16 protein-coding genes and 1 tRNA gene are annotated in these 19,599 nt (G+C 48.2%); 14 read left to right on the top strand and 3 right to left on the bottom strand.

What is annotated here, in order from left to right; all coding sequences use genetic code 11:
• Positions 1-250 precede the first annotated feature (250 nt).
• The 11 genes from QVO99_RS04040 (at position 251) to QVO99_RS03990 (ending at position 12,601) form a co-directional block, all read left to right on the top strand.
• Positions 251-1,432, top strand: a complete 1,182-nt coding sequence (locus tag QVO99_RS04040) for a phosphoribosylaminoimidazolecarboxamide formyltransferase (protein ID WP_022316316.1) — start codon at positions 251-253, stop codon at positions 1,430-1,432.
• 10 nt (positions 1,433-1,442) lie between these two features.
• Positions 1,443-1,628: a hypothetical protein gene (locus QVO99_RS04035; RefSeq protein WP_022316315.1), complete on the top strand. Its 186-nt coding sequence runs from the start codon at positions 1,443-1,445 to the stop codon at positions 1,626-1,628.
• 367 nt (positions 1,629-1,995) lie between these two features.
• Positions 1,996-3,912, top strand: a complete 1,917-nt coding sequence (locus QVO99_RS04030; RefSeq protein WP_288176943.1) for an LptF/LptG family permease — start codon at positions 1,996-1,998, stop codon at positions 3,910-3,912.
• 60 nt (positions 3,913-3,972) lie between these two features.
• Complete coding sequence (locus tag QVO99_RS04025; RefSeq protein ID WP_022316313.1) at positions 3,973-5,181, top strand: bifunctional 3,4-dihydroxy-2-butanone-4-phosphate synthase/GTP cyclohydrolase II; 1,209 nt, start codon at positions 3,973-3,975, stop codon at positions 5,179-5,181.
• A gap of 199 nt (positions 5,182-5,380) precedes the next feature.
• Positions 5,381-6,574: a pyridoxal phosphate-dependent aminotransferase gene (locus QVO99_RS04020; RefSeq protein WP_022316312.1), complete on the top strand. Its 1,194-nt coding sequence runs from the start codon at positions 5,381-5,383 to the stop codon at positions 6,572-6,574.
• Between the two features lie 286 nt (positions 6,575-6,860).
• On the top strand, positions 6,861-7,700 hold the full coding sequence (locus QVO99_RS04015) for a MotA/TolQ/ExbB proton channel family protein (protein ID WP_022316311.1): 840 nt from the start codon (positions 6,861-6,863) through the stop codon (positions 7,698-7,700).
• Between the two features lie 34 nt (positions 7,701-7,734).
• Entirely contained in the window at positions 7,735-8,358 is a 624-nt protein-coding gene (locus QVO99_RS04010; RefSeq protein WP_022316310.1) for an ExbD/TolR family protein, read from the top strand.
• 1 nt (position 8,359) lies between these two features.
• Complete coding sequence (locus QVO99_RS04005; protein ID WP_022316309.1) at positions 8,360-9,004, top strand: ExbD/TolR family protein; 645 nt, start codon at positions 8,360-8,362, stop codon at positions 9,002-9,004.
• Between the two features lie 41 nt (positions 9,005-9,045).
• Positions 9,046-9,876, top strand: coding sequence for an energy transducer TonB (locus QVO99_RS04000; RefSeq protein ID WP_022316308.1), 831 nt, complete (start codon positions 9,046-9,048; stop codon positions 9,874-9,876).
• 167 nt (positions 9,877-10,043) lie between these two features.
• Entirely contained in the window at positions 10,044-11,003 is a 960-nt protein-coding gene (locus tag QVO99_RS03995) for a PstS family phosphate ABC transporter substrate-binding protein (protein ID WP_022316307.1), read from the top strand.
• Between the two features lie 146 nt (positions 11,004-11,149).
• Entirely contained in the window at positions 11,150-12,601 is a 1,452-nt protein-coding gene (locus QVO99_RS03990; RefSeq protein WP_022316306.1) for a tetratricopeptide repeat protein, read from the top strand.
• Positions 12,602-13,401: 800 nt separating this feature from the next.
• On the opposite strand, the gene QVO99_RS03985 is transcribed toward QVO99_RS03990, so the two are convergent.
• A complete protein-coding gene (locus QVO99_RS03985; protein WP_022316305.1) occupies positions 13,402-13,572 on the bottom strand; it encodes a DUF362 domain-containing protein in 171 nt (56 codons plus the stop codon).
• A gap of 360 nt (positions 13,573-13,932) precedes the next feature.
• Here QVO99_RS03985 and porT point away from each other — a divergent pair, with 360 nt between their 5' ends.
• Positions 13,933-14,694, top strand: coding sequence for a type IX secretion/gliding motility protein PorT/SprT (gene porT / locus QVO99_RS03980; RefSeq protein ID WP_022316304.1), 762 nt, complete (start codon positions 13,933-13,935; stop codon positions 14,692-14,694).
• 324 nt (positions 14,695-15,018) lie between these two features.
• On the top strand, positions 15,019-17,223 hold the full coding sequence (locus QVO99_RS03975) for a sodium-translocating pyrophosphatase (RefSeq protein ID WP_022316303.1): 2,205 nt from the start codon (positions 15,019-15,021) through the stop codon (positions 17,221-17,223).
• Between the two features lie 146 nt (positions 17,224-17,369).
• Here QVO99_RS03975 and QVO99_RS03970 read toward each other — a convergent pair whose 3' ends face one another.
• Both QVO99_RS03970 and QVO99_RS03965 read right to left on the bottom strand, forming a co-directional pair.
• Entirely contained in the window at positions 17,370-18,182 is an 813-nt protein-coding gene (locus QVO99_RS03970) for an MBL fold metallo-hydrolase (protein ID WP_288176945.1), read from the bottom strand.
• Positions 18,183-18,382: 200 nt separating this feature from the next.
• Positions 18,383-18,455 (bottom strand) — tRNA-Lys (locus QVO99_RS03965).
• Positions 18,456-18,731: 276 nt separating this feature from the next.
• On the opposite strand from QVO99_RS03965, the gene QVO99_RS03960 reads away from it, so the two are divergent.
• Positions 18,732-19,599: porin (locus QVO99_RS03960; protein WP_288176942.1), on the top strand; the 868-nt coding region annotated here is incomplete at its 3' end.

The raw sequence follows: 19,599 nt of genomic DNA, 5'->3' as shown, positions 1-19,599 counted from the left end.
TGCCCCAGTTGGGCAAGCACCGTGCCCATTTTAACCCAAATCGGTTATTAGGATTAAGTGTGCGCTAAACTTATTCCGCCAACGGGTCATTTTCTCTATAAAGACAAATTATTGCCGGTCTCCTGTCTATGCGGAGACCGGCTTCTTTCAATGCCTTCTTCCGCACGTCATATACACTTTTCGCCACAACGCTTTGACATCTGACAAAAAAGAAGTAATTTTGCAGCAAAATAGGTAAAGAGACATTATAATGAAAGAGTTACAGTTAAAGTACGGATGCAATCCGAATCAGAAGCCCTCACGAATTTACATGGAAGAGGGCGAACTCCCAATCGAAGTATTAAACGGCCGTCCGGGCTACATCAACTTCCTTGATGCCCTGAACAGCTGGCAGCTCGTGAAGGAGCTGAAAGAAGCTACAGGACTGCCTGCAGCAGCCAGCTTCAAGCATGTATCACCGGCAGGCGCCGCTGTGGGACTGCCACTGAGCGACACACTGAAGAAGATATACTTCGTTGACGACCTGAAGATGGAACTCTCACCCATCGCCTGTGCATACGCAAGGGCACGCGGCGCCGACCGCATGAGTTCATACGGCGACTTCGTGGCATTGAGCGACACTTGCGACGCCGCTACGGCAACGCTGCTCAAGAGGGAAGTGAGCGACGGAGTTATTGCCCCGGACTTTACGCCTGAGGCTCTGGAAATCCTCCACGACAAGCGCAAGGGTACATACAACGTGATTAAGATAGACCCTACTTACAAACCAGCACCGATTGAACACAAGCAGGTGTTCGGAATCACATTCGAGCAGGGACGCAACGAGGTGAAGCTCGACGACCCGAAGCTCTTCGAGAATATCCCTACCAAGAGCAAGGAATTCACAGAGGAGGCCAAGCGCGACCTCATCATCAGTCTCATCACACTGAAATACACACAGAGCAACTCTGTTTGCTACGTGAAGGACGGACAGGCTATCGGCATCGGCGCCGGACAGCAGAGCCGCATCCACTGCACGCGTCTGGCCGGCAACAAGGCTGACATCTGGTGGCTGCGCCAGCACCCGAAGGTGATGAACCTTCCTTTCGTGCCGGGTATCCGCCGCGCTGACCGCGACAACACAATCGACGTATATATCAGCGAGGACCACGACGACGTGCTCGCTGACGGCACATGGCAGCAGTTCTTCACAGAGAAGCCGGAGGTGCTGACGATGGAGGAGAAAAAGGAGTGGATTGCCAAGAACACCAAGGTGGCACTGGGCAGCGATGCCTTCTTCCCATTCGGTGACAACATCGAACGCGCCCACAAGAGCGGTGTGGAATATATCGCACAGGCAGGTGGTTCGGTGCGTGACGACCATGTCATCGACACCTGCGACAAATATGGCATCACGATGGCATTCACCGGCGTAAGACTCTTCCACCATTAATATCACGAATATGGACATAGATCAGATCATCGAAGGCGGCATGACATTCAGACCGGCCAGAAAGAGCGACGACTCCAACGGCAAGGTGAAGACGAAAGCCAAGAAAAAGGCATACATAACTGGTGCCCACGGTAGTGGCTCAGCCATGCAGAAAGCGAAATACCGCCAGCAAAGAGCCAACAGAAAAAGGAAATAACGTCGGCACTTGAACGATCCGACCTGGAAAGCTACTCCCCTGAAACCAAACAACGGATTTCAGGGGAGTTTTTTCGTATCTGACTGTATATCCCTCTAATCGGCCATCATACAGTCTGGGGATTATTGGCATAACGAAAAAAAACAAAACGCCAATGAAAACCGCTGACACCGGAAATGAAATCCGCTGATATATGACATATCCGCTGCTACATGACTTATCCACTGATTATAACACAAATAACGCATCGGGAAATGTTGAAATACTCAAAACTTGGTAAATAGAAGGAAATATTTTCTGACTTCCGATTTTTTGTAGTATTTTTGCACCGTTATTGGGCAATGACGCCCTATGATACCACAAGACAATGCTTAGAATAAAGAAATTAGACATCTTCATATCCAGACAATTCGGGATGCTCTTCATCGGAACATTCTTCATCTGCCAGTTCGTGCTGATGATGCAGTTTCTATGGAGATATGTCGATGAACTCATCGGCAAGGGATTGTCGGTGGAGGTTATGGCGCAGTTCTTCTGGTATATGAGTCTGATTCTCGTGCCGCAGGCTTTGCCGCTGGCCATCCTGCTGTCGTCGCTGATAACCTTCGGAAACCTCGGCGAGAGCAGTGAGCTTACTGCCATCAAGGCTGCCGGAATATCGCTGATGCAGGCTTTCAGGTCGCTGATAGCCATAACACTGATAATATCCGGAGTGTCGTTCTACTTCCAGAATGTGGTGGCACCAAGCGCCAACATGCAGTTCGCTCAGTTGCTGATGTCGATGAAGCAGAAGAGTCCGGAACTGGAAATACCGGAAGGCGTGTTCTACGACGGAATACCGAACTGCAACCTGTATGTGCAGAAGAAGGACCTTAACTCCGGAATGCTCTATGGCATAATGATTTACCGCATGACCGACAGTTTCGAGGATGCAGCGATAATACTCGCCGACTCGGGCATGCTGCAGTCTACGGCAGAGAAGAAGCACCTCGTGCTGACGCTGCATAGCGGAGAGTGGTTTGAAAACATGAAGTCGTCTGACGTCACGGGCAGCGCCAACGTGCCATACAGACGGGAGACGTTCATCTCCAAGAAAATCGTACTCGACTTCGACAACGGATTCAACCTTGCCGACGCAAGTTCGCTTTCCAACAATGCCAAGGCAAAGAGCATATCCCAGATAAGCCACGATATGGACTCGATAAGTCATGAATATGACAGCATCGGACGTGCATTCTACAAAGACGCCCGATTCATGCTCCTGGGCAGCCAGAAGATTTCGAGAAGCGACTCCTTAAGGATAAAGAAAGAAGTGGAGAGCGGAAAATTCAACGTGAAGAAGAAATTCGAATCGCTAACGGCTGACAACAAGCTTAGGGCTGTGAACAACGCCATGTCGACGGTGCAGAACAACATGAACGAACTGCAGTTCAAGGCAATGGTGACGGGCGACGGCGACAAGCTGCTGCGCCAGCACAAGATAGAGGCGATAAACAAATTCACGCTCGCCCTTTCGTGCATCATATTCTTCTTCATCGGTGCCCCGTTGGGAGCAATCATCAGAAAGGGCGGACTCGGAGTGCCGGTAATCATCTCGGTGCTTGTATTCATCGTATATTATATCTTCGACAATACCGGATACAGAATGGCGCGTGGCGGCATGTGGGCGGTATGGTTCGGAAAGAGCATCGCGACATCCGTACTGACACCGCTCGCCATATTCTTCACCTATAAGGCTAACAATGACTCCGTGGTGTTCAACATCGACGCATACAAGAAGGTGGCGGCAAAGCTGCTCGGACTGAGAACGAAGAGGAGCATAACGAGAAAGACGGTGATAATAGAGACTCCCGACTATGAGAAAGACCGGCAGAACATCGAACAGATAACCAAGGAGATAAAGCAGTATGCCACGACACACAAGCTGAAATCTCCGCCAAACTTCATCAACGTGTTCTTCAAATATCAGCCGGACCACGAGATGGAGCGCATCGGCGAACTGCTCGAAAGCACCATTGCCGACCTTTCGAACTCAAAAGACAGAAAGGTGATAAACTGTCTGAACGAATATCCCGTGATAATGGTGAAATCACACACAAGACCGTTCGAGAGGAAATGGCTGAACATCACCGCCGCCATAATCGTGCCGGCAGGTCTGTTCTTCTTCTTCAGGATGTGGAGATTCAGACTGAGACTGATGAGAGACCTCAAGAAAATCAGCGAGACCAACAAATTGATGACAGACAGGCTCACTGAAATGAAAGAGGAGCCGACGGCAAGATGACAAACAGGAGAATTTACATACAAAGAAATTTATATATTATATAATAAGGTAACAATCACAATGGAGAATTTAAAGCTCAATACCGTAGAAGAGGCCATCGAAGACATCAAAGAAGGCAAATTCGTTATCGTAGTGGATGACGAGGACCGCGAAAACGAGGGCGACCTCATCATCGCAGCCGAGAAGATCGACGCCGAGAAAGTGAACTTCATGCTCAAGCATGCCAGAGGCGTGCTCTGCGTGCCCATCACTATGTCGAGATGCAAGGAACTCGACCTGCCACACCAGGTGTCTGACAACACCTCTATGCTCGGCACGCCGTTCACAGTGACGGTGGACAAGCTGGAAGGATGCTCCACAGGAGTATCCGCACACGACAGAGCAGAGACTATAAAGGCTCTCGCCGACCCAAGTTCCAAACCGACAACCTTCGGCAGACCAGGACACGTGAACCCGCTCTATGCACAGGACAACGGAGTGCTCAGAAGAAGCGGCCACACCGAAGCCGCCATCGACCTCTGCCGCATGGCAGGACTCTACCCTGCCGGTGCACTGATGGAGATTATGAACGAAGACGGCACGATGGCAAGACTGCCACAGCTGCTGGAGTTCGGCAAGGAATACGGTCTGAAGACGATTTCCATCAAAGACATGATAGCATACAGACTCAAGAATGAGGTGCTCGTGGAAAAAGGAGAAGAAGTGGACATGCCGACGGCATACGGACACTTCAGACTCGTGCCGTTCCGCCAGACAAGCAACGGAATGGAACACATGGCACTCATCAAGGGAAGCTGGGAGCCAAACGAACCGATCCTCGTCAGAGTTCACTCCTCATGCTCTACCGGCGACATCTTCGGAAGCAAGAGATGCGACTGCGGAGAACAGCTCCACAAGTCGATGGAGATGATAGAAAAAGAAGGAAAGGGCGTAGTGGTATACATGCAGCAGGAAGGTAGAGGCATCGGACTGATGAACAAGATTGCCGCATACAAACTGCAGGAGAAAGGTCTCGACACAGTAGAGGCAAACATACACCTGGGATTCAAGCCGGACGAGAGAGACTACGGATGCGGAGCACAGATTCTCAGACAGCTCGGAGTGAGCAAGATGAGACTCCTCACCAACAACCCTACAAAGAGAGTGGGACTTGAGGCTTACGGACTGGAAATCGTGGAGAACATACCAATCGAAATCGCACCTAACGAATACGACTACAAATATCTCCAGACCAAAAAGCTGCGCATGGGACACAACCTTCACCTATAATATATATATAGGGACCGGAGAATGAAATAACAGGACATTACATACACGGCAAAGGGCTGTTTCTTAGACATATTGTTCTATGAAACAGCCCTTGTTGCTATTACTTAACACATATTACAAAATAAAAGTGAGAATTATTCGTTAAAGAGAAGAAAATAATATACTTTTGCAACAAATATAAACACATAACACATCTTATATGACAAAATTATCAGACCGCCTGAACAGGCTCGCTCCTTCGGCTACATTAGCGATGTCGCAGAAAAGCGGAGAAATGAAAGCGCAAGGTATCGACGTTATCAACATGAGCGTGGGAGAACCGGACTTCAACACACCAGACCATATCAAGGAGGCGGCCAAGAAAGCTATCGACGAGAACTACTCGAGATACTCGCCAGTGCCGGGATATATCGAACTGAGAAAGGCTATCGTCGAAAAGCTGAAGAAGGAAAACGGACTGGAATACTCAACAAACGAGATTCTCGTGTCTAACGGTGCCAAGCAGAGTGTGTGCAACACGGTGATGGCACTCGTAAATGATGGAGAAGAGGTGATAATCCCTGCTCCATACTGGGTGAGCTATCCGCAGATGGTGAAACTTGCCGGAGGAGAACCGGTTATCGTTGAAGCCGGATTCGAACAGAACTTCAAGATGACACCGGAGCAGTTCGAAGCTGCCATAACGCCAAAGACAAGGATGCTCATCCTGTGCTCGCCAAGCAACCCTACAGGCAGCGTGTACTCTGAAGAAGAACTCAGAGGGCTTGCTGAGGTGATAAAAAGACATGAAGGACTGTATGTGCTCGCCGACGAGATCTACGAACACATCAACTACGTGGGCAAGCACAGCAGCATCGCCCACATAGAGGGAATGAGAGAGCGAACGATAATCGTGAACGGAGTGTCTAAGGCATACGCCATGACAGGATGGAGAATAGGATTCATAGCAGCTCCGGAATGGATAGTGAAAGGATGCAACAAGCTGCAGGGACAGTATACGAGCGGCCCTTGCTCAGTGAGCCAGAAAGCGGCAGAGGCTGCCTATACCACATCGCAGGAATGCGTGGAGACAATGAGGAAAGCGTTTGAAAGACGCCGCGACCTTATCGTGGAACTCGCCAAGGACATACCGGGACTGGAAGTGAACAAACCGGAAGGCGCCTTCTACCTGTTCCCTAAATGCAGCAGCTTCTTCGGCAAGAGCTACAACGGGAAGAAGATAGAAAACTCAACGGATCTCGCCATGTTCCTGCTCGAAGTGGGCCACGTGGCAACAGTGGGCGGCGACGCATTCGGCGACCCATACTGCTTCCGCATGAGCTATGCCACAAGCGACGACAATATCCGCGAGGCGATGAAACGCATCAAGGACACATTGGCGCTGCTGGCATGACAGACGAACAGTGTGTCTTTATGATGCGCTGATGGAAAATATTGCGGATAAAAACACTCGAAGCATATAGAAAAGCACTCTGAAAGGAAAAAAATCGCATCAAGGTAGTTAAAATGATTTAACTTTTTATCAAAGTCAATATTAAATTACTATCTTTGCACGGATAAGAAGTGCATAAATCACTATGTTGACCTTCGAGACAAACTTTAAATCAGCCTTCAAAAGGCGCTAATCGAGAATATAACTTAAATTTATTAATAACTTAAAAATCAAATTCAACAAAATTATGGCAAATTCACAGACAAAAGCCCCAGCCAAGGCTAAGAAGCAGGGCTTTCAGGGCGTTCGCGCAGCGTTTTGGATCATCGTACTCTGCTTCATCGCAGGTGTATGCTTCTACGAGTTCGTTCTCGGTAACCCAGGTAACTTCCAGGGTGGCGACAACGCAAACGCTCCACTTCCAGGCAACTTGCTCGGTACTATCTACAAGGGAGGTATCGTCGTTCCTGTCATCATCACACTTCTCTTCACTGTGATCGCACTTTCAGTAGAGCGTGGTCTGGCTCTCCGCACTGCAAACGGCAAGAGCAGCCTCGTTAAGTTCGTTGCTAACGTTAAGGCAGCAGTTTCAGCCGGCGATATGGCTAAGGCTCAGCAGCTTTGCGACAAGCAGCAGGGTGTTGTAGGTAACGTTGTTACAGCTTCTTTGAAGGCTTACTCAGAGATGGAGAATACTCCAGGTTTGAAGAAGGAGCAGAAGGTTTCTAAGATCCAGCAGGCTCACGAGGAGGCTGTTCAGCTTGAGATGCCTACTCTTCAGATGAACATGCCAATTCTGGCAACTCTCGTAACACTTGGTACTCTTACCGCTCTGTTCGGTACCGTTGTGGGTATGATCAAGTCGTTCGCCGCTCTTGCAGCCGGTGGTGGTGGTGACTCTCTCGAGCTCTCTACCGGTATTTCTGAGGCCCTCGTCAACACTGCTTCTGGTATTTTGACTTCATGGTGCGCCGTTGTTGCTTATAACTACTACTCAAACAAGATCGATAAGCTCACTTACGCTCTTGACGAGGTTGGTTACACTATCGCAAAGACATACGAAGCTAACCATACAGAAGAGGCTTAATCTTTATTACTAACCCTTTAAAACTTTATTCATTATGGGTAAGATAAAGATTAAGAAAGCCGACGTCTGGATAGATATGACCCCTATGTCTGACGTTATGGTCCTTCTGCTTACCTTCTTCATGTTGACGTCAACGTTCGTGAAGAATGAGGCAGTGAAGGTAAATGCGCCGGGCTCAGTGTCAGAGATCAAGGTTCCAGAAACAGAAGTTCTGCAGATTATCGTTGACAAGGATGGTAAGATCTTTATCGGACTTGACAAGCCAGGATATATGCAGGAGATGCTCGAAGGATTCAAGAGCAAGTTCTCAGGTCTCTCTCTCTCTGCTATGCAGGAGAAGAACTTCGTTGGACTCGCTTCCTTCGGTATGCCTATGAATAAAATGTCTGATGTTCTCAAGCATGAAGCAGGAGACGTCAACAATCTTCAGAAGGAAATGGGTATTCCTACTGACTCCATCAACGGAGGCATGAGTGAATTCCAGTGCTGGGTAGACGCCGCACGCAACTCTTCTTTTGGCGACAAGATGAAGGTTGCTATCAAGGCTGACGCCGCAACTCCATACAAGGTTGTAAAGAAGATGATGTCTGAGCTTCAGGACATGAGTGAGAACCGTTATTATCTTATCACTACATTAAAGAAGGAGGAGGCTGAATAATATGGCAAAGAAAAAAGGTTCAAGACAGAAAAAAGCCGAGACCCGCGTCGACTTCACCCCTATGGTGGATATGATGATGCTTCTTATCACCTTCTTCATGCTCTGTACTTCTCTGAGCAAGCCTCAGTCAATGCAGCTCACCATGCCAAGTAATGATAAGAACGTGAACGAGCAGGACCGTTCTGCTACCAAGGCGTCACAGACTCTGACTCTGTACCTTGCAGGCAACGACCAGATCTATCACGTAGACGGTATTCCACAGTATGACAACCCTGCATGTCTGAAGAAGACCACATGGGGTGCTGACGGTATCCGCAGCGTCTTGATCAACCACAGGACTGAGGGGGGTTACACTCCTGTCAAGAACATCATGGCAGCAAAGAAACTTCTCGATTCAGAGCGTGCAAAGGACAAGAGCATGAGCGACTCTGTTTACAACGCCAAACTTGACAAGATCAAGAAGGGTGAACTGGAAACAGGTAAGGTTCCTGCACTGACGATCATCATCAAGACTTTGGATACTGCATCCTATAAGAACCTTGTAGATGCTCTCGATGAAATGCAGATTTGTGCAATAGGTAAGTACGTTATCGACAAAGTAAACGACGACGACATGCGCCTTCTGAAGGCAGCCGGCGTTAAGTAAACGATGTTGATAGTTTTCTAAAATTAAACATTTTAAAGAAAATGGCAAAAATTGATCTTATATCAAATGAATGGGCTGACATAGTCTTCCAAGGTCGTAATAAGGTCTATGGTGCTTACCAACTGCGTAGAGGTACAAGCAAGCGTAATATCGTTTCAATGATATTCGTTGCTGCCGTCGCAGCGGTTGCATATTTAGGACTTGCAGCTTATAACTCATATCAGGAAGCTCAGAAGGCTAAGTTCGAGGCTGAAATGGAGGCATCTCTCCTTGAGGCAAAGAAGGAGGCCAAGGTTGAGAAGAAGACCGAGACTCCTAAGGTGGAGCAGGTGCAGAAGGTAGAAAAGGTTAAGTCTTCTATCGCCTTTACACCTCCTGTCATCAAGAAGGACTCTGAGGTTAAACCTGAGGAGGAAATGAAGACTCAGGATGAGTTGAAGGAAACAAAGACTGCTATCGGTGCTTTCGACGTTAAGGGTAACGACGAAGCAGGTGGTACAGTGCTCAAGGCCGTTGAGGAGATTGCAGCTCCAGAACCTCCAAAGCATGAGGAGGAGCAGAACAAGATCTTCGAGGTGGTAGAGCAGCAGCCTCAATTCCCTGGCGGATCTGTAAACGGATGGCTCGCTGATCATATCAAGTATCCAGTAGTTGCTGCTGAGAATGGTATTTCGGGTCGTGTAGTTGTACAGTTCGTCGTAGAGAGAGACGGTTCTGTATCACAGGTTAGGGTCGTTCGTGGTGTTGACCCATCACTCGACAAGGAGGCACAGCGCGTAATCAGTAGCATGCCTAAGTGGATTCCTGGTAAGCAGAATGGCCAGGCGGTACGTTCAAGATTTACCGTACCTGTAACATTCCGCCTTCAGTAATCTCACATAGACGAGATATCTAACAAGAAGAGTAGAGGAATTGCCTTATAGAAGGTGGCTTCTGCTCTTCTTTTTTTTCTCTGACATACAGAGAAATATCCTAACAGAATAATTTATAAAACAAGTGGCTCCAAGAACAACGGGGCTGTCACTAAACAAGAATTATCATGAAGCGAACGACTTACACATTTCTTACAATGATGGTTGCATTATTGGTTTTCTGCGCATGTTCAGAGCAAAAGTCCAAGAATGCAAGAACTGACACCTACTCGTCAGGCAAAATGACATTGATGTGCGATGAGAGCTTCAGCCCTATCGTGGAGGAAGAGCTTGCCGTATTCCATGCCATGTATCCTGACGCTCATGTCACAGCGAAATACACAAATGAGATTGATGCCTTCAACGCACTGATGAAACAGGACGTGCATCTCATCATAACGGCAAGGAACCTGTCTAAGAAACAGCTCGAGTATTTCAAGAGCATGAAGATACAGCCACGTTATTTCCCGCTTGGCTACGACGGACTGGCGTTCATCATAAACAAGAACAATGTTGACTCCTGCATAACGGTGAAGGACATCAAGAGAATCCTCTCCGGACAGGCAACAAAGTGGAACCAGATAAACAAGGGTTCGAAATTCGGAACCATCGACGTGGTGTTCGACAACAAGCAGTCGGCAGCCGTGAGATGGGCAGTAGATTCTATCCTTGGCGGCAAACCTATCAACAGTCCTAACATCTCGGCCGTGAACACAAGTGCTGAGGTCATCAAATATGTTGAGAAAACTCCTAACGCCATCGGCATCATCGGCAGCAACTGGCTCAACGACAAGCGAGACACTACAAACGTGACATTCAAGAAGAACATCACGGTTATGTCGGTATGCCAGATGGAGAAGGCTACGGAGATGAACAGTTGGAAACCATACCAGCTATACCTGCTCGATGGCAGATATCCGTTCGCAAGAACGATTTACGCACTGCTTGCCGACCCGTTCCATGGACTGCCAGTTGGCGTGGCAAACTTCATGCAGTCGCCACAGGGACAGAAGATTATCCTGAAATCTGCTCTCCTCCCCTATCGCGGAGACCTGGAATGGCGCAGCGTTCAAGTTAATGATGATTAAAAGAACAAGAATATTTTCTCTTACAATGCAATTTATCAAGCGGATAAGTGTTAGATAAATAAAAATAAGTATCTTTGCATACGCAAAAAAAAAGAGAATAATAGAAAAGAACGATCATCAATCACTATCTTAAAAACAAGAGAATTATGAAAGCAATAAAATATCTATTCATGGGAGCGCTGATGACAGTATTCAGCGGCTCTGCTATGGCACAGACAAGCGTCAAGGACGCTGTCAACGCCATCAAGACCAACAAGGACAAGGCTGCTGTGGCATCTATCGTGAAGGCAGCGGTGAAAGAGAACAAGAAAGACGCCAAGGCTCTTGCAGCCATCGGTCGTGCTTATCTCGACGTAAAGGACACAGCCAACACCCGCAAATACGGCGAGATGGCTGTTGAGTTGACAAACAAGGCAAAGACCGGCAAGGTGGGCGACGGTTTCGTGCTCCTCGGCGACTTGGCTTACTTCAACGATGACCCAGGCGCTGCTGCTGCCATGTATCAGAACGCTTACTATGCTGAGCCAAACAACATCAGCGCTTACGTAAAATATGCCCGCGTTATGCGTGGTGTGTCTCCAGACATGGCTGTAGAGCAGCTGGAGAAGGTTCGCACACTCGATGCGAACTTCCCTGTTGACGCTGAAGCAGCCCACATCTACTATGAGGCTGCAAAGAAGAACGGCAAGTATATGCAGAAGGTGCTCGACTACTATAGCAAGGTGACACCTGCCAAGCTCTACGACCACGAGCCAAGCTACCTTACAGAGTATGCACTGGCTGCATTCGCAAACCAGAAAAATGATGTTTCAAAGGAACTCGCCGTTTACGGTCTTTCAAAGAACCCACGCAACTCCGGCTACAACCGTCTGGCTCTCTACAACTCTTTCGAGCTGAAGCAGTATGACGAGGCTGCAAAGTATGTTGACGCCCTGTTCAACAAGAGCGACTCTGTAGACCTCACAGCAAACGACTACAAATACGCCGGACTGACATACAGCGCTCTGAAGCAGTATGACACAGCCATCGAATACTACAACAAGCAGCTTGCTGAATGCAAAGAAAACGCTCAGAAGGCAGCAGTCATCAAGGACCTCTCTGACGCTTACAAAGCAAAGGGTGACTTCGCAAAGTCTTTGGAACTCTATGAGCAGTATCTCACTCTTAACCCAAATGTAGGCATCAACGACTACAACGGTCTTGCCAACATCTACCGCAACCAGGCTGCCAGCCAGACTGGAGCTGCCCAGGAGGCATCTGTGAAGAAGGCTGTTGAGATCTACAACCAGATGAGTGAGAAATATCCAAGCAATGCTGACTTCTGCAACTTCATGGCAGCACGTACTCTCGGTCTTATCGACGCTAATCAGACAAAGGGTCTGGCAAGACCTTACTACGACAAGCTCGCCAAGCTGATTGAGGAGAAGGGTGTGAAGGACGATTCTGACAAGGCTAGCATCACTGAGGCTTACACATACCTCGGCATCTACTTCTACAAGATCAAGAACGACAGCGCTGCTGCCAAGCCATTCTTCGAGAAGCTGATCCAGATCGACCCGGAGAACCCGACAGCAAAGCAGGTTCTCGCTACATACTAAGAAAGGATTTCTTATAAATAAAATCTAATGATTAAACCCCAGACGGTAATTATATCGTTTGGGGTTTAATTTTCTTTATCTATTCACAAAAAAATGAGAAGTACGCTTGCTCAAATGGGGCAAGGTGCTTGCCCATGTGGGGCACTGTGCTTGCCCAAGTGGGGCACGCTGCTTGCCCCTAATGGGCACAAACATTGGCAGAACAGTGCCCAAATTATTCATAGAATGAATACGTTCGTAAAGGAGTGAAACAATAAGCGTCAGAACAGACTCCTTTCGGTTGAAAAGGCATGATACTTCAATGATAAATCAATGCTTTTGAACCGATAAAAATCTCCGCCTTTGCGTTGAAAAGGCATGATACTTAAATGATACTTAAATGACACTTTTCTGTAAAACATTCAGAAAAGTATCATTTAACCAAGTCGTTGGTCTACAGCATCTTAGGGTATTCATTAGAGCCCGGAATGATACTATGACACTATTTCTGAGGAAAAACCATATACACCAGCATAGCGATACGCTACAACAAAAGACTACACAAGCCGAAGTATAGGTGCAAAATGTATAGACAAGTGGTGTAAAGCTACGTATTACAACAATACGACAGGTGACCAGTTTATGTGCCTATATGATATTGGTGGAAAAGGAATCGGATATATGTAAAGTATATATCATTCCAAAGAGGAATGAACAGTAAACGCAATAAAAAAAAGAGCCTCCCCGAAGGAAAGCTCTGATTGTCTAAAACTTAATAATATATGAGATTGTCATCCCATAAGTTCTGAAGGAACTCCGTATTACTCACCAAGGCTGATAGCCTCAGATGGGCAAACAGAAGCACATGTACCGCACTCTGTGCATGCATCTGCGTCGATAGAATACTTGTCGCCCTCAGAGATAGCACCTACTGGGCACTCGTCAATACATGTACCGCATGCGATACAATCGTCACCAATTACGTAAGCCATAATAATTTATATTTTAAAGTTAATAATGTTCTTGTACTGTTTTTCTCGTACGATGCAAAGTTAGATATTTTATTTTAAATACCTAATATTTGGTACGGTTTTTTTTGCTTTCGAGTAAAAAATATCAGTTTCGACGTTCCTCAACTCCTGTTTCACATATTATTAAGTATATAATGAACCAGGGCGATAATCATTTGTGGGTATTGCAAAGAAGAAGGGAGAAATCAGGAAATGAAAAAATCAGTAAGGAACAGGATTATGGCATATAAAGTAATTTTAAGCCATAACCAAACATTGATGCCTCCCGAAATGCAATAAGACGCCGAATTCTACGTTATCAGTAAATAAAAACGATAACCGATGAAGACAATTACAAGACATATACTGATTCTGTTCGCCTTGCTGATGGGCTGCACGGCCATGAAAGCGCAAGACACACAGGTGCAGAATCGTCCGTATACCGATTTGCGACCGTTCCACTTCGGTGTGATGGTGGGAACACACCTGCAGGATCTGGAGTTCGTGGGCATGGGACCGCAGACGATAACGACAGACGACGGCACGGTGGAGAAGATAATCACCACCGACCAGGACAAGTGGGACGCCGGATTCACAGTAGGTGTGCTCGGTGAGCTGCGCCTTGGCACACACTTTGCCTTCCGCCTCGCTCCGGCAATGTATTTCGGAACAAGGAACATCAAATTCATGAACCTGACAGACAAGACCGGCGAAGGAAAGCCCGTGACGCAGAACCAGGAGCTGAAGACCATCTATATCTCTTCTGCCATGGACCTCATCTTCAGCGCACCACGCTTCAACAACCACCGCCCTTATCTCATGGCGGGAGTGAACCCTATGCTGAACCTCTCGGGCAGCGACAGCGACTATATCAAGCTGAAACGCTACGACGTGTTTCTGGAAGTGGGACTGGGCTGCGATCTCTACCTGCCCTTCTTCAAGCTGCGACCTGAACTGAAATTCTGCTACGGACTGACCAACTGTCTCGACACAGACCACCCGAAACGGTTCAAAGACCCGAGCATGGCAGACCGCTTCATGTATGCAAATTCAGTGAAAGAATGCCGGAGCAAAATCATCGCCCTGACATTCTACTTTGAATAAACGGAAACGGACAAATATCATGAACAGACTTCCCTTTGTGATTACCAGACATGACAAGGCTATCACAAAGGGAAGTTCAGTTATATGCAATCATCAATAAACTCCAAGCGGACTGACGTCATCACAATACCGTCTAAATGCAATCAAGATATTGCAAAAAGAGACAAAAGTGACATTAATCAAAGAGAAAACAGAAAAAAAAGTAATTCAGAAGTTCAACTTATTTGATATTTTCATATATTTGCAACCATAAACCCAAATCAGTCTTCAGGGCTTACTTGGGCTTTAATTTTTTAAGCAGTCAAACTTAAATATCAAATGCTTATGAACAACATTCCATTAGTTTTCTGGCTGATTCCCGTAGCAAGCATCGTGGCATTGGGAATGGCATGGTATTTCTTCCGCACCATGATGAAAGAGGAAGAGGGAACCGACCGTATGAAGGAGATTGCAGCACACGTGAGAAAGGGTGCGATGGCATATCTCAAACAACAATACAAGGTGGTGGGCATAGTATTCATAGTGCTGGCCATAATATTCTCATTCATGGCATACGTGCTTGAAGTGCAGAACCCATGGGTGCCGTTCGCATTCCTTACCGGCGGACTGTTCTCCGGACTCTCCGGATTCTTCGGCATGAAGACCGCCACATACGCCTCTGCACGCACAGCCAACGGAGCACGCACAGGACTGGACAAGGGACTGAAGACTGCATTCCGCAGCGGCGCCGTGATGGGACTCGTAGTCGTGGGCCTCGGACTCCTCGACATCGCCATCTGGTTTCTGGTTCTCAACGCTGTATATGCCGATGAGAAGACTGCCCTGATAACCATTACCACCACAATGCTCACATTCGGAATGGGAGCCTCAACACAGGCGCTCTTCGCACGTGTGGGCGGCGGAATTTACACCAAGGCAGCCGACGTGGGAGCCGACCTCGTGGGAAAAGTGGAAGCCAACATACCGGAGGATGACCCCCGCAACCCTGCCACCATCGCCGACAACGTGGGCGACAACGTGGGCGACGTGGCTGGAATGGGAGCCGACCTCTATGAGAGCTATTGCGGATCTATACTCTCCACTGCTGCTCTCGGCGCCACGGCATTCGCCATGAACGGCGACATGCAGCTGAAGGCTGTCATAGCTCCGATGATAATCGCGGCGATAGGCATCTTCCTCTCGCTGATCGGAATCTTCCTGGTGCGCACCAAAGAGGGCGCATCGATGAAAGACCTGCTTCATTCGCTCGGTCTCGGCACTAACGTCAGTGCCGTGCTCATCGCCATCGCCACATTCTTCATCCTCTATCTGCTGGGAATTGAAAACTGGCTCGGACTGTCGTTCTCGGTAATCAGCGGTCTGGCAGCGGGAGTAATCATCGGACAGGCTACAGAATATTACACATCACAGAGCTACAAGCCTACACAGAAAATTGCAGAGGCATCGCAGACAGGACCTGCCACGGTAATCATCAAGGGCATCGGCACGGGAATGATATCAACGATGGTGCCAGTGGTGACCATCTCCGTGGCTATCATGCTCAGCTACCTGTGTGCCAACGGTTTCGACATGTCGCTATCAGCCAAGAGTCTCAGCACCGGTCTCTATGGCATCGGCATCGCTGCCGTGGGAATGCTCTCCACACTCGGCATCACATTGGCTACCGATGCCTACGGCCCTATCGCCGACAATGCCGGCGGCAACGCCGAGATGAGCGGACTGGGCGAGGCTGTGCGTGAGCGCACCGACGCTCTCGACGCTCTCGGCAACACCACAGCGGCAACGGGAAAGGGATTCGCCATCGGTTCGGCGGCGCTAACGGCGCTTGCATTGCTTGCCTCCTATATAGAGGAGATAAAGATTGCCATGGTGAGAGCCTTCGAGGGCGGCAAGCAATATGTGGATGCGGCAGGAAACATCTTCGACCCTACAAACGCTTCTACGATAGACTTCATAAACTTCTTCCAGGTGAACCTCATCAACCCGAGAGTGCTCGTGGGAGCATTTCTCGGAGCCATGGCGGCATTCCTCTTCTGCGGACTCACGATGGGTGCCGTGGGACGTGCTGCAGAATCGATGGTACAGGAGGTGCGCCGACAGTTCCGCGAGATAAAGGGAATACTTGAAGGCAAGGCAACGCCAGACTACGGACGCTGCGTGGAGATAAGCACGAGGAGCGCACAGCGGGAGATGATAATCCCGTCGCTGCTCGCCATAGTGATACCGATAGTGGTTGGCTTGGTGTTAGGAGTTGCCGGTGTGCTCGGATTGCTGACCGGCGGACTGGCAGCCGGTTTCACCCTCGCCGTGTTCATGTCGAATTCGGGCGGAGCATGGGACAATGCCAAGAAGATGATTGAGGAAGGACACTTCGGCGGCAAAGGCAGCGAGAACCACAAGTCCACCATCGTTGGCGACACCGTGGGCGACCCATTCAAAGACACTTCCGGTCCGTCGCTCAACATCCTCATCAAACTGATGTCGATGGTCAGCATCGTGATGGCAGGACTGACGATTGCTTTCCTGTAAATACAAATCGGCAACACGGTCTGAATTATCCTCCCTAAAAAATACCAACATGCCCCGCCATGACAATCTCTATGTCGCGGCGGGGCATGTCGTAAATATATAATCTATATCGTAAATCAATCCTTCATGTCGTAAAAGACAATCCTTTAGAGCTTTATCACTTCAAGATCGTCGGGAACGAACACGTTGCCAGAGAAATTCTCTTTCACTTCTTCGGTATAGCGTTCCTTACGATGAGCGAGGTCGGTGTCTTCAGTGTGATATACAATAAGATTCCTTACACCGGTCTTCTCTGCCATTGTTCCGGCATCAAGTGCGGTACTGTGGAATTTCTCGTATGGACGGAAGCGCTCCCTGTCGGCATACAGACAGAAAGCCTCACACATCATCCAGTCGGCACCGGCGGCATGTTGCAGCGTCTGCTCCGAACAAGGTTCGTCGCCCATACACACCAGTCTTTCGCCATTGCCGAAGCGCAGGGAGAATCCATATTGCGGTTCCTTCTTGGAGTGGATGTCGAAACATTTCACATCCATCGTGCCCACCTGGAATCCGTCTCCGTCGGCAAGGCGGTGGAACAATATCTCCGAACCGATGAGAGCGTTGTATTTCTTGTGCAGGGTCATTCCGCAGATGGCGGTTATCACATCCACCACCTTGCCGTTGCCATACATGTGGAGCACCCCGTCGTAGCGCTTTTCAAGCACATGCTGCATTATCACTCTCACCACCCATACCACTCCGAGCACGTGGTCGGTATGGGCATGTGTAACGAAGAGGTGATGGATATCATCGATGGCGACTCCAGCCTTGGACAACTGGCCCAGGATACCGTTTCCGCCACCGGCATCAACCATCAGCCTGTCGCTCCCCGACTCCACCACGAAACAGGTGTTGTAGCAGCGAGTCACCGTGGCGCTACCCGTGCCGAGCATGATTATTCTGTTTTCTTTTTCCATATACTCTTTCCCGTTTGCCAGCCTGTTGCTGTCGTTGCCTGCAACCGAAACATTAATATCTCTTGTTGTTTCCATGTGTCTTCCTTCTTTCATCAGCATCACAAGACATCATGATGCTACAAATAAAAAAACTATGATACTACAAATACTTCGATACCGCAGGGCACAAAAAAAGGAGGCTCCGAAGACCTCCCTTTGTGTGATCCGCTTGGGGTTCGAACCCAAGACCCCAACATTAAAAGTGTTGTGCTCTACCAACTGAGCTAGCGGATCTCCGTATTTGCTTTATTATCAAAAGCGAGTGCAAAGGTATGACTTTTCTGTCAAACAACCAAATATTTTAATGATTTTTTTATTCTGACGTATTTTCTTGCTATATCGTTTGGAATATTTTTCCTTTTATTATACATTTGCAACTTCATACGGGAGAAACACAATGTTCTTACGAGAAAGACACAATATTCTTAGAAGGAAAATACAATGTTCTTGTGACAGGAACACAATATTTTCTTGCGGGAAACACACCATGATAAAACTATAAATTAAAATATGAGACATTTTCCTTTATTGGCAATCGCTGCCCTATGCGCATTGCCGACACAGGCGCAGGAAACTGCACCGAAACTGAAAATCGGAGCCGAGACAAAGGTGGGCTTCTACAACGACAGGGTTGGCGGCGAACTGAGGCATGACCACTCTGGATTCAAAGGCGACCAGCTGAACGTCTTCGTTGACGGACAAATCAACGAAAAGGTTTCTTTCGCCTTCAGACAGCGACTGAACAAGAAAATCGAAAGAAACGACATTTTCCAGGCAACAGACTGGATGTATGTAACCTATCAGGCGAACAAGAACTGGGGAGTTTCTGCCGGTAAGGAGATAGTATGGATAGGTGGATACGAATATGAGAAAGCTCCTATCGACATCTATACGGCATCTGAATTCTGGAACAACGTGACTTGCTTCAAATTCGGTGTAAACGCTGCATATACCTCTAACAGAGGCAAAGACACCTTCTTCGCACAGTTCTGCGAGAGCTCTTTTGCCACCGCCGACAGACACGACATGTTTGCCTACAACCTCTATTGGACCGGCACTCACGGCATCTGGAGCACCACCTATTCTCTCAACATGATGGAATACGAACCGAGCAAATTCATTTCATACATAGCATTGGGCAACCGATTCAACATGGGACCGGTGACGCTGGAACTGGATTTGATGAACCGTGCTGCCAGCCATCAGACATATTTCTTCAAAGACTGCTCTGTGATGGCAAACCTGATATACGGCGTGATTCCCATGCTGAACATCTACGGCAAAGTGACCTACGACGTGAACAAGACTGACACCGATGCCGACAAATACGTGATGGCCGGCTCGGAGCTTACCACGGTGAGCGGCGGACTGGAGTTCT

Source organism: Prevotella sp. CAG:592 (genome assembly GCF_000436015.1).
GTDB lineage: Bacteria > Bacteroidota > Bacteroidia > Bacteroidales > Bacteroidaceae > Prevotella > Prevotella pectinovora.
Note: the sequence above shows the minus strand (reverse complement) of the source record. Positions and strands in the feature narration are given on the sequence as shown.